Annotated in this window: 9 protein-coding genes; 4 read left to right on the top strand and 5 right to left on the bottom strand. The window is 59.1% G+C overall.

Features of this window, described 5'->3' with window-relative positions:
- Positions 1 to 155: 155 nt before the first annotated feature.
- The gene (locus J9789_RS01565; RefSeq protein WP_209341576.1) at positions 156 to 944 is read right to left on the bottom strand and encodes an NYN domain-containing protein; all 789 of its coding nucleotides are present in this window, start codon (positions 942 to 944) and stop codon (positions 156 to 158) included.
- A gap of 354 nt (positions 945 to 1,298) precedes the next feature.
- Here J9789_RS01565 and J9789_RS01570 point away from each other — a divergent pair, with 354 nt between their 5' ends.
- From J9789_RS01570 to J9789_RS01580, 3 genes are all read left to right on the top strand, one after another.
- Positions 1,299 to 2,771 (top strand): carbon starvation protein A, encoded by a 1,473-nt coding sequence (locus J9789_RS01570; protein WP_209341578.1) that lies wholly within the window; start codon positions 1,299 to 1,301, stop codon positions 2,769 to 2,771.
- Between the two features lie 112 nt (positions 2,772 to 2,883).
- Positions 2,884 to 3,351: an RNA polymerase sigma factor gene (locus tag J9789_RS01575; protein WP_209341580.1), complete on the top strand. Its 468-nt coding sequence runs from the start codon at positions 2,884 to 2,886 to the stop codon at positions 3,349 to 3,351.
- Positions 3,348 to 4,673 carry a hypothetical protein gene (locus J9789_RS01580; protein ID WP_209341582.1) on the top strand — a complete coding sequence of 442 codons (1,326 nt, stop codon included), beginning with the start codon at positions 3,348 to 3,350 and terminating at the stop codon, positions 4,671 to 4,673. Before J9789_RS01575 ends, J9789_RS01580 begins: the two co-directional genes overlap by 4 nt.
- Positions 4,674 to 4,713: 40 nt before the next feature.
- On the opposite strand, the gene J9789_RS01585 is transcribed toward J9789_RS01580, so the two are convergent.
- From J9789_RS01585 to J9789_RS01600, 4 genes are all read right to left on the bottom strand, one after another.
- A complete protein-coding gene (locus tag J9789_RS01585; RefSeq protein WP_209341583.1) occupies positions 4,714 to 6,162 on the bottom strand; it encodes an efflux RND transporter periplasmic adaptor subunit in 1,449 nt (482 codons plus the stop codon).
- Between the two features lie 19 nt (positions 6,163 to 6,181).
- The gene (locus tag J9789_RS01590) at positions 6,182 to 8,491 is read right to left on the bottom strand and encodes an ABC transporter permease (RefSeq protein WP_209341585.1); all 2,310 of its coding nucleotides are present in this window, start codon (positions 8,489 to 8,491) and stop codon (positions 6,182 to 6,184) included.
- 1 nt (position 8,492) lies between these two features.
- The gene (locus J9789_RS01595) at positions 8,493 to 9,194 is read right to left on the bottom strand and encodes an ABC transporter ATP-binding protein (RefSeq protein ID WP_209341586.1); all 702 of its coding nucleotides are present in this window, start codon (positions 9,192 to 9,194) and stop codon (positions 8,493 to 8,495) included.
- A gap of 171 nt (positions 9,195 to 9,365) precedes the next feature.
- Positions 9,366 to 10,667 (bottom strand): M18 family aminopeptidase, encoded by a 1,302-nt coding sequence (locus J9789_RS01600; protein WP_209341588.1) that lies wholly within the window; start codon positions 10,665 to 10,667, stop codon positions 9,366 to 9,368.
- Positions 10,668 to 11,125: 458 nt separating this feature from the next.
- On the opposite strand from J9789_RS01600, the gene J9789_RS01605 reads away from it, so the two are divergent.
- Positions 11,126 to 12,445, top strand: coding sequence for an RNA-binding domain-containing protein (locus tag J9789_RS01605; protein WP_058118197.1), 1,320 nt, complete (start codon positions 11,126 to 11,128; stop codon positions 12,443 to 12,445).
- The last annotated feature ends 12 nt before the right edge of the window (positions 12,446 to 12,457 follow it).

Consider the following 12,457-nt stretch of genomic DNA (forward strand, 5'->3'; position numbering starts at 1 on the left):
TTTGGACAAGCGGTTTACAGAAGTTTTCCATCCGCCGCTCAGTCCGCATTATTATACCCTATGGAATCCCATCTGTCTTTCTGAAAAATGCACAAAAAAAGCCATGGGAAGCTGTATATTTCGCAGCTGCCCATGGCACAAACTGGATATGATTTCTATTTGCTCTGCTTGTCCCGCACCAGGATGTGGGTGACGTTGGGCTGACTGGTGGGGCGCACATCCACCTCGAACCGGGGGAGGGACTTCACCAGCTTGGACAGCTTGGAGAAACCGAAGTTCCGGGGGTCGAAGTCGGGCTGCTTTTTCACCAGCAGGTTGCCCAGTTCGCCCAGGGCGGCGAAGCCGTCCTCGTCGGCAATGGTGTCCACCGACTCTGCGATGAGCTTGACCACCGCCTTGGGTACCTTGCGCTCTCCTTCCTGGTTCTGGGCAGGGGCCTCCTTCTTTTTCTGGGGCTTCTGGTTCTTGGACTTTTCTTCCTCCGCTTGCGCCTGCTCGGCGGCGGCCCGGATGACCTCGATATAGACAAATTTGTCGCAGGCCACGATGAAGGGGTTGGGGGTCTTGCGCTCCCCCATGCCGTATACCTTCTTGCCCGCCTCCCGCAGTCGGACGGCCAGGCGAGTGAAGTCGCTGTCGCTGCTCACCAGGACGAAGCCGTCCACCTGGCCGGTGTACAGGATGTCCATGGCGTCGATGATCATGGCCGAGTCGGTGGCGTTTTTGCCGGTGGTGTAGCTGTACTGCTGGATGGGGGTGATGGCGTTCTCCAGCAGCAGCCCCTTCCAGGAGGCCAGGTTGGGAGTGGTCCAGTCCCCGTAGATCCGTTTGATGGTGGGGGTGCCGTATACCGCCACCTCTGCCATGATGTCGCTCAGGGCGGAGCGGGGGGCGTTGTCCGCGTCAATGAGCACGGCCAGGCGCTGGTCGGTCTGTTCTGACATGTGAGTCCTCCTTGCGTGTGATGGATGTTATGTTCGGTTTCCGTATCCAGGAAGATTGTGATCATCCTATATCATATCTTGATATTGCTAAAAAAGGAATAATATGATTGGAAATGAAGGAAATATCATGAAAATTTACAGCATAAGGAAGGAAAATCATTACAAATGAAGGAAAAAGACAAAATTTGAAGGAATTTTTTTGATTAACCTCTTGACTTTTGCGAATGTGGAACTATAATGTAGACGCTTCAGGCGGTAGGGATGTTTCAGCTGACATCGCTCCGCCTGCTATGCTTTGCTCCTGGGACAGAGGGCGCGCGGCTCTGCTCGGAGGCAGTTTGAGGAGGTTCCTGTATGGTTACGTTTTTTGTTTGCCTGATTCTGCTGATCGTGGGCTTCTTCACCTACAGTAAGCTGGTGGAGAAGATCTTCCGGATTGATGACCGTCCGACCCCTGCGGTGGCCCACCCCGACGGTGTGGACTACGTCCCGATGAAAACCTGGCGTATTTTCCTGGTCCAGCTGCTGAATATCGCCGGCCTTGGTCCTATCTACGGTGCACTGTCCGGTGCCTGCTGGGGCCCCTCGGTGTATCTGTGGATCGTCTTTGGTACCATCCTGGGCGGCGGTGTCCATGACTTCCTGTCCGGTATGATGAGCGAGCGAAACGACGGTAAGTCCATCTCCGAGGTCGTGGGCCTCTACATGGGCAAGGTCATCACCTTCATCATGCGTGTGTTCTCTGTGGTGCTGCTGGTGATGGTGGGCGTCAACTTCTCCGTTGGCCCTGCCGGCCTGCTGGCCAAGCTGACCCCTGATTATCTGTCCACCATGTTCTGGCTGGTGGTCATCATGCTCTACTACCTGATTGCCACCTTCCTGCCCATCGACAAGATCATTGGTAAGCTCTATCCTGTGTTCGGTATCTGCCTGATCGTTATGGCCCTGGGCATCGGCGGCGGCATCCTGACCCAAATGGGTGGGGATATGCCCGAGCTGTCTCTGGCCAGTCTGACCACCGCTCATCCCGGCGGACTGCCCAAGTGGTCCATGATGTTTGTGACCGTGGCCTGCGGCGCCATCTCCGGCTTCCATGCCACCCAGTCTCCCATGATGGCCCGCTGCATCACCAGTGAGAAGCAGGGCCGCACCATCTTCTACGGCGCCATGGTGGCCGAGGGCATCATTGCTCTGATCTGGGCCGCTGCCGGTGTCACCTATTATACCAACCACGGATCTCTGCTGGACGGCATGACCGGCCTGACCAACGCCATCGCTGCCGGCGGCGCCGGTGATGTGGTGTTCCAGATCTCCACCGGCCTGCTGGGCACTGTAGGCGGCATCCTGGCCATGATCGGCGTCATTGCCTGCCCCATCACCTCCGGCGATACCGCTTATCGTGCCGCCCGTCTGACCATCGCCGACTGGTTCCACATCGACCAGTCCAAGGTGGGTCCCCGTGCCGCTCTGTCCATCCCCCTGCTGGGCGTGGGCGCCGTCATTGCTCTGGCGCTGCCCTGGGACGTGCTGTGGCGTTACTTCTCCTGGGCCAACCAGACCTTGGCTATGATCGTGCTGTGGACCGGCGCCGTGTTCCTGCATAAGTTTGGCTATCCCCCCAAGGCATGCTTCATCGCGGCTCTGCCTGCTACCTTCATGTCCGCGGTGTCTGTGACCTATTTCATCCAGGCTCCCGAGTGCCTGAACCTGTCCACCGCCATTGCTTACCCCATCGGCATCGTGGTGGCTGCCCTGTTCCTGGCCATCTTCATCTGGCGCGTCCTGATCGTGGGCAAGGACGACGTGAGCGTTGTCACCGCCAAGTAAGTCTAAGCGCCCTTTATCAAGATCCGGAGGAAATTCCTCCGGATCTTTTTTTGGCTCTTTTGCAGCAAAACCCCGTCTAAAAGCGTATATAAGGGTGAAAGGAGGGGAGAGGATGGAATCCAACCGGTTGGAGACCCTGCTGTTTCAATATGAGAATACCCTGTACCGGGCCGCTCTGGCCATCCTTGGGGACGCCCATGAGGCGGAGGACGCGGTACAGGACGCCTTCCTTCGCTGCCTGGAAAAGGCCCCGGACTTTGAGAGTCCCGCCCATGAGAAAGCCTGGCTGCTGCGGGTCACGGTCAATGGCTGCAAGAGTCGCCTGCGCTCCCCCTGGCGGCGGCGCACCGCACCGTTGCTGGACACCTACCCCGCCGCCGGACCGGAGGAGCAGAGTCTGATGGAGACCATCGGGAAACTGCCCGCCAAAGACCGCACCGTGCTCCACCTTTATTATTATGAGGGGTACCAGACGGCGGAAATCGCCGAAATGACAGGCTGGCGGGAGGGCACCGTCCGCTCCCGGCTCACCCGGGCCCGGGCAAAGCTGGGGGCACTGCTGAAAGGAGAAGAGCCATGAACCGATATCGAACCTATATGGATCGCATCCAGGCCCCCGAAGAGCTGCGGGACCGGATTCTGGCGGGGGAGCGCCCCCGGCGGTCCCGCCCCGCTCTGGCGGTGGGGGCATTGGCGGCCTGCTGCCTGGTGGCGGCGGTGGGCGGCTGGCAGCTGTGGCAGGGCCGGGCGGAGACACAGCTCAATATCGGGGCGGCGGCCACCCCGGCGGGCAACCAGCAGAGTGAATATACTCTGGTGGTGGAAGACCCCTTTGAGGGCCAGCCCCACAGCTTCCCCAATATCCCTGGCTATGACTACCCCGACTGTACCAGCTCAGACGCCATGGCCGCCGACTACGCCCCGCCGGATGGGTGGTTTATGGAGGTAATGTCTGCTCAGGAGATCATCACCGTCCTGGGGGGTACCGACCAGGTGCCCTGGACACTGGACTGGACCGGCTTTGGCCTGGATGGCATGGTGACTTACGACGGCGAGGGCAATCCCTGGCGGATCCAGATCTGGGGAATCCGGGGAGAAGAGGGACTGATGCTGGAGCTGTGGCCCGGCCGGGAGCCCCTGATCGACCTCATCTATGCCGACGCCGGAGTGGAAAATGTGGACGGCATGGAGGTCACTACCTACTCCTTATATTACGATAGCGATGGGGACGATGCCAAGGAGCATGTGTACCACGCCCACTACTTTGATGGGGAGATGGGGGTCTCCTTCTCCTGCAACAGCGGGGAGGCGGAGACGGGAGCCCGGCTGACCAGCCTGGTGGTGGGGCATGAGGGCTTTACCGCCGAGGGCCTGACACCTGAAACCATGGATGCCGACCATCTGCATTTGGGTACCGCCCGGCTCTACGGCAGCGGGGAGTTGACCCAGGGCGAGGCCTATCAGCAGGAGCTGTCCGAATATCTGCCCGATAAGGACCTGCTGCCCGATGGCTTTACCTTTGAGAGAGCCCAGTGGCACTTTGACGAGGTGGAGGACAGCCTGAGTATTCTGTGGTGCCGGGGCTATGACAATATCAGCGTGCGGGTGGAGCAGCTGCTGACACCCCGTACCGAGGAAAAGCTGCCCGGCAATCTCCTGCCTCATGAGGTGGATGCCCAGACGCTGGAGGGGCTGGGCCGCTATGTGGACGATGACCAGGGGGATACCCCCGGCTGGCGCTATGATACCTTTACCGTCTACTGCCAGGAGACGGACGGAGGTACGGTGGCCGTTACCTGGTCCATCCGGGGACTGGAGCCGGAACAGGCTGCCGACCTGGTGAAGAGTGTACCCACCGCCAAAGAGACCCAGGTCCATCCTGTTACTGGCGTCGTTGATTGAAACGAAGCGCGGAACCGTTTGGTTCCGCGCTTTCGTTATATTAAGGTAGGATCACTTCGTCCTCCTCGGTGAGCCCGGAGAGGATCTCGATATAGGTGCTGCCTACCATGCCGGTCTCCACGGTGACGGTCTCAGCCTTGCCGTTTCGCAGCACCTGGACGGTGTCGCCGTCCACCGCCTTTACCGGCACCCGCAGGCAGTCCTCCTTCCCCTCGGTGAGGATGGATACCGACACGTTCATGCCGTCCCGCAGGCCGTCGGTGTCCTCCAGGGCGATCTCTACAGTGTAGTCAGTGACGCCGCCGGAGGTGACGCCGGTCTCCTCCACCCGGCGGACCGAGCCCTCGTAGGTGCGCTGCTCGCCGGTGTCGGTGGTGAAGGTGATGGACACGCTCTGACCGGTGCCTACCCGGTCGATGTACTGTTCGTCGATGCTGGCGTGGACGCACAGGGCCTCCGGCTGGGCCAGTACTGCCATGGGATTGCCCGCGGAGGCCAGATCCCCCTCCTTGGCGGTGCGGCTGAGGATGGTGCCGTCCACCGGTGCGGTGATGGTGTAATCCTCCCGCTGGTCCTCCAGCTGGGACAAGCTGGTTTGGGCCGAGCGGACCTGGATCTGGGCGTTGGTCACCGCGTTGGTCAGGCTGTCATTCTTCAGGGTGCACACTGTCTGGCCGGAGGAGACGGTCTGCCCCTCATGAATGGAGAGGGTAAGCACCTGGCCCGATTGGGTGGCGTAGATGGACTGCTCGGTGCCGTAGGAGATGGTGCCTGCCTCCATGCACTGCATCCCGTTGACCGAGGCAGTAGCGGTGGTTTGGTTGGTCAGGGTGCCCGGGTTCTGGAAGGAGAACTCCACGTTGACGCCGGTGCGGCTGCCGCTGAGGGCCACCGGCGTGTCATACACCCGCACCACCTTGCCGGACAGGGTGTCCGCCATGCCGGGGAAGGAGATGACGGCGGCGGCTCCCGGAGTCAGGGACTTGGCGTCCTCCAGGGAGAAGGGGACGGTGAGCTTCAGGTTCACATTGTCCACCACCTGGGCCACCGGCGTGCCGGAGGCGATCATGTCCCCCACATGGACGTTGACCGCCGTAACGGTGCCCGAGGCGTGGGATACCACCGACAGGTCGGCGCAGGCCGCCTGGGCCTGGCTCAGGGAAGCCTGGGCGCTGTCCAGGGACAGCTGGGCCTGCTCGATCTGGTCTTCCAGGGAGCTGGAGTCGATGGTGTACAGCACCTGGCCCTCGGTCACGGTGTCCCCTTCCGCAAAGGTGCAGGACTCCACCGTGCCGCTGACGGTGGGGACGATGGTGTAGTTGTCGGCGTAGGTCACCGTACCTGTGTCCTCCACCCGGTATTCCACCGGACCCATATCCGGATTTACGGTGCGGTATTCCTCTTTGTTCCCGCCGGAGCAGCCGGTCAGCAGAAGCAGACCAAAGACGGTACACAGCGCGGTCCCACGCCGCCAGAATACAGCTTTCATACGAATACACCCCCGTGTGCTATTCCACGCTCTTGAGAGCGCCCAACATGTCGATTTCCCGCATTTTCCGCCCGATGATCCCATTGACCGCCAGCGCGAAGCCCATGGTCACCGCGCAGGACAGGCCGATGGCCATGGGGGTGATGACTACCTCCAGTGGCATGGCGGTGATGGACAGGATCAGGAAGCGGTCCAGGGCAATGCCCAACGGGATACCGCACAGAATACCCGCCCCGGCGAAGATCAGGTTTTCGCTGAGCTGCAGTTTCTTGATCTCCTTTTCAAAGAAGCCCAGCACCATCAGAGTGGCCAGACTGCGGATCTGCTCATAGAAGCTCATGATGCCCAGGTTGTAGATGACGATGCAGGCCAGCCCGCCGCCAAAGACGATGAGGATATACACCACCATAGAGGTGTTGGTCATCTTCTCCACCGCCGCGGCGGTGACTGCCTCCCGGCTCTGCCAGCCGTCCACAAAGTCGTAGCGGTCCAGCTCGCTTTCCAGCGCGGCGGCGTCCCCGGTGGTGAGGTAGGCGGTGGTGGGGGAGTAGCCCTTTCCCAGGTCACGCCACAGGCTGCGGCTCACATAGGCGCCGCTGACACAGCGGTTGACCTCCGCTACTCTTAACGTATAGTAATGATTATCTCCGGTAAAACGAAGGGTAATGAAATCTCCCTCTTCCACGCCCAGTTCGTCGGCCAGGAGCTGCTCCAGCACCAGTCCGTCCTCCGGCAGGGTGAGGGAGCCATCGGCGTAGGGATCGTACAGGTGGAGGGAGACCGTGTCCTCCGTTACAGTCAGGGTGGAGGTGACCCGCTGGTCATCGGTGTACATCCAGCAGGCGGTGGTCATCTCCAGCTCCGCCCCGGTGACGCCGGGGGCGTTGATGAGCCGGGTGTACTGGGATTCAGTCACCGAGCTGTTCAGACTGGCCATCACGTCGTATTTGTTCTGGTTCTGAGCCAGAGCGTCGGAGTAGGCGTCCATGGAATCCTTGATGGCGAAGGCCATGAAGACCAGGGCCATACAGAAGGCGATGCCTACAATACAGGTGAGCATCCGCACCTTGTTGCGGAAGGTGTTGCGGATGATGTACTTGGTGTTGAAGCCCAGCCGCCGCCACAGGGGGCCGATCCGCTCCAGAAGGACGGTTTTGGCATTCTTGGGGGGCTTGGGGCGCATACATTGGGCGGGGCTCTCCTTCAGCAGGGAGCGGGCCACCAGCCAGGCGCTGCCCAGGCAGCACAGGGCGGTGAGTCCCGCCGCCCGGCCCCAGGCGGCAAAGTCGTGGACAATGGTGTAGGCCGGCAGGTCGCAGCCGGTGGCAATGGTCCACACGATAAGGGCGGCGATGTACTTGCCCAGAAACGCGCCGATGGGGAAGCCAACCACTACCACCAGCAGGGCGTGGAGCAGGTAATAGATAAGGATGGTGCGGTCGTCGTAGCCCAGGGCCTTGAAGGTGCCGATGTCCATGCGGGCGTTTTCAATGAGTCGGTTCATGGTGCTCACCATCATCAGCACGGCGCACAGGAAAAACAGGGTGGGGAAGAAGGTGAGGATAGGCGCCAGATTGTCCTTGCTCTCCATGAGGGAGTAGGCGGGCTGGTTGTCCTTCAGGGCCAGAATGTTGACCACCTTGTTGCCCAGCACCTCGTCAATAGCGGTGCGAAGGGCGGAGGCGGGCACATCGTCGGCGGTGGTGATGCAGATCTGGGTATACTGGTTGGCCCCCAGCACCCCGCTGAGGACCTCCTCGTCCACATAGGCGAAGGCGAAGCGGGACAGATCGGGGGAGGGGTTGGTGGCGTTGATGTTATAGAGACACTCCGGGTCCTTGCCGATTCCGCAGATCTGGAGCCGCAGGTGGATGCCAAGGCCCGTGAGGGTGATCTCATACCAGTCCCCCACCTCCAGGCCGTGGGCGTCGGCGTACTGGTCGCTGAGGAAGATTTCACGGCTGTTCTGGGGCAGGGAGCCCTCCACCACATAGGGGGTATTGATGGAGAAGTCGGCCACGCCGTAGAGGGTGAGGGTCAGGTCGCTGTCATGCCGGTCCTCGGCGTCCAACACCACCCGGGGCTGCACGCCGGTGATCCCCTGGATGGCTGCCAGATCCCGGCAGTCCCCCTGGTCCAGTCCCGAACCGGAGATCCAATAGTCGGCCACGTTCTGGGCGTCGTAATAGTCCCCCATAATCCGGTCTACATTATAAATGATTCCGCTGAGACCGGTGTACACCACCACGGCAATCATGGTGATGATGCTCACCGAGATCAGCCGGGAGGCGGTGCGCCGCAGGTCGCGGAAAAAATTCTTCCAGATCATGCTACCACTCCAGCTCCTGTACCGGCACCGGGTTGGGATTCTCCTCAAAGGATTCGATCTTGCCGCTCTTCATGCGGATGAGCACGTCGGCGGTGGGCGCCAGGGCTCCGTTGTGGGTAACCACCACCACCGTCTTTTTACTCTGCTTGCACAGGTCGTACAGCAGAGCCAGGATGGATTTGCCCGTCACATAGTCCAGAGCGCCGGTGGGCTCGTCGCACAGCAGTACGTCGGGGTTTTTGGCCAGAGCCCGGGCGATGGCGCCCCGCTGCTGCTCGCCGCCGGAGCACTGGGCGGGAAAATTCCGCCGCCGCTCATCCAGACCCACCATTTTCAGTACCTCCCGGGTGTCCAGAGGATTGGGGCAGATCTGGCTGGCCAGCTCCACGTTTTCCTCCACCGTCAGGTTGGGCATCAGATTGTAGAACTGGAACACGAAGCCGATGCTCTCCCGGCGGTACTGGGCCAGCTGGTGCTTGTTGAAGCCGGAGATCTCCTTGTCGTTGACAAAGACCTTGCCGCCGGTGGGGGAATCCATGCCGCCCAGAATGTTGAGCACCGTGGATTTTCCTGCGCCGCTGGCACCCAGAATGATGGTGTACTTGCCCTCGGGGATGGTGAAGCTGATGTCGTCCACTGCTTTGATCACCGTTTTGCCCATGATATACTCCCGGGACACATGCTCCAGCCGGACCCCCGCCATAGGACAATACCCCCTAAAAATTGGTGAAAAAGTACGGATAACGATGGAAATTCAGAAATAATTTGTAGCAATATATCATATTATAGCATGTTGCGATTTCTTTCTCAATCCCCGCCGGGGTATGCTGTTATGAAAAAAGCTGCGGACCGTTTCCGGTCCGCAGCAGAGTGCTTATGCAAACTGATAGATGCCGTCGGCAGTGAGGGTGAAGTGGGTCTGGAAGAAGGCGGCGCAGGCCTTGGCCATGTAGGCAGGGTCCTGGCTGCCGGCGGTCTCCACGGCGGAGTGCATGGCCAGCTGGGCCATGCCGATATCCACCATGGGGATGCTGACGGCCTGGCTCAGCAGGTTGCCCAGGGTGGAGCCGCCGGGCTCGTCCGCCCGGTTGGCAAAGACCTGCACCGGTACTCCGGCCTGCCGGCAGATGGCCTTGAACAGTCCGGCGGTGAGGCCGGTGGTGGTGTACTTCTGGTTGGCGGACAGCTTGACCACCACGCCGCCGTTGGGGTAGACCTTATTGGCCGGGTCGGCCTTCTCGGTGAAGTTGGGGTGGACGGCGTGTCCGTTGTCGGCGCTGAGCAGCATGCTGGCGGCCAGAGCCTGCCGGACCTGCTGGGGGTCCAGGGCCATTACATGGGCGATGCGGGAGAGCACGTCAGGCAGGAAGGAGCTGAGGGCGCCCTGGCGGGTGCTGCTGCCCACCTCCTCGTTGTCAAAGAGACAGTAGATGTGGCCGGTGCTGTCCATGGTCTGGGCGGTGAGGAAGCCCTCCAGGGTGGCGTAGGCGCAGGCCAGGTCGTCGATGCGGGGGGCCTGAAACAGCTCCCCGGCGGGACCCAGCACCACCGGTTGCTGCCGGGGGCAGAGGGTGAGATCGGTGGCCAGAATGTCCTCGGGGGATACCTTCAGCTCCTCCGCCACCAGCTGGGTGAGGGAGGGGCTGTCCGCCAGACCGTACAGGGGCTGCATGTCCTTCTGGGCGTTGTAGTCGTGGCCCTTGTTGACGTCCCGCTGCTGGTGGATGGCCAGGCTGGGAATGGTGAGCAGGTCCCGGTCCAGGTAGACCAGGCGGCTCTCCACGCCCTGAGCGGTCTTGACCACCGCCCGGCCCGCCACGGTGAGGGGGCGGTCCAGCCAGGAGGCACAGTTCATGCCGCCGTAGCCCTCAGCAGACAGACGGAGATAGCGCTTGTCCCCCTCCAGCACGTCGCCCTTAATATAAAAGGTAGGGGAGTCGCTGTGGGCGGCGGTCATCCGCCAACCGGTTACCAGGTTCTTGGGCAGCCGGAAGGCGATGAGGCTGCTCTGGTTGCGGGTGGTGTAGTAGCCATTGCCCCACTCCAGAGTCCAGGGGGCGCATTCCTCCAGCCGGGCAAAGCCCGCCTCCTCCAGCAGAGCGGCGGCGCTGCGGACCGCGTGATAGGGGCTGGGGCTGCCGGCAATAAAATTCATCAGTTGATGCAGTGTATCCATGTTCTATAACCTCCTGCACAGACGATCGAACATACAAAAGCCGCGAACGCTTCAGCGTCCGCGGCGCGTGGTGCGGGCATGGGGACTCGAACCCCAACGCCGTGAAGCACGAGAACCTAAAGGTGATGTCACCTTAGTGAAAGATTTTCAGAGCCCTCCATATCATAAGGGGAGGGCATCTTTTCCAACACTTCAAAAGATGTTTCGGTCGTGACCGGCCGAACACCTGCTAAATCATAGCACACTCTGCCGGAAAAGTATAGCATGATTATAGCTTGCTGAGAAAATATCATGTGCATGGATAAATTTCGTGATTATAAACGCAATAGCAGTAGCCTTTTTGCTATTGTAGCGCAATCGACAGCATGATACAAAAACATATTCTTTTTGCTCTTGATTTCTTTCTGATAGTTATTATAATAATTGTTAGAAGCGATTGTTAGAACGGAGGCCGTTTTATGATTGAGAATAAGACCACGGAGTTTAAGCGCGAATATGTGGACGACATCAAATATGCTATAGTTGCCTTTGCAAATACGGATGGCGGAAAGATTTATATTGGCGTGAATGATGATGGAAGTGTCCGTGGTATTGAAAACACCGATGCAGTCATGCTTCGGATCACAAATATGATTCGAGATTCCATTCGTCCGGATGTTACCATGTTTACTGAGTGTGCCATCGAAACCATCGAAGAAAAGCCTGTTGTGGTTTTGACAGTGCAGCGAGGTACTGCCCGTCCCTATTACCTCGCAGGGAAGGGCATCCGCCCAGAGGGCGTGTATGTTCGCCAGAGCGCATCCTCTGTTCCGGCTTCTGAGACAGCCATACTGAATATGATTAAGGAGACCAGCGGTGACCGTTACGAGGATGCCCGCTCCATTAATCAGCAGTTGACTTTTGAAAAAACGGAAAGCTATTTTGCAAAGCGTAGTCTTCCTTTCGGAGATCAGCAGAAGCGAACGCTGAATATCATCGGCTCCGATGGTACCTACACCAACCTTGGTATGTTGCTATCTGATCAATGCGTTCACACCATCAAGCTGGCTGTATTTGATGGCAGCAAGAAAAGCGTGTTCCGTGACCGCAAGGAGTTGAGTGGCTCTTTGCTTACGCAGTTGGAGGATGCCTATTCCTACATTGATCAGTTCAACCATACCCGTGCGGAATTTGAAGGGCTGGAACGCATTGACAGGCGAGATTACCCCAGCGAAGCGTTACGCGAAGCATTGCTCAACGCCATCACCCATCGTGATTACAGCTTCAGCGGCTCCACGCTGATCAGCATCTTCGATGACCGCATTGAGTTTGTGACCATTGGCGGTCTGGTTCGCGGCCTTACTTTTGACGATATTATGCTCGGTGTATCTGCGCTCCGTAATCCAAATTTGGCCAATGTATTTTATCGGCTGAAACTAATTGAAGCTTACGGCACTGGTATTCTAAAAATTAATGAGAGCTATGCTGACTTCGCTGTAAAGCCGCAGTTTGAGGTTACAGATAACGCCTTCAAAATTACACTACCTAACATTAACTATGCAGGTGCTCGAAAAGACGTAACCGCGACAGCCCCATTGAAGGTCGCTGATAAAGCAGAACGGCGGGAAATACTGCTCCGACTGGCTGGAAAGCAAGGATATATCATTCGCAAAGATGTGGAAGCTGAGTTGAAAGTATCTCAGGCGACCGCTATTTTGATTCTGCGGGATATGGTTGAAAAAGGACTCCTGATTAAGGAGGGTTCCGGTAAACAGCAGAAGTACCGCATTGCGGAATAATGCCCGTACCGA

This window comes from Flavonifractor sp. AGMB03687, assembly GCF_017811815.1.
Classification (GTDB): Bacteria; Bacillota; Clostridia; order Oscillospirales; family Oscillospiraceae; genus Flavonifractor.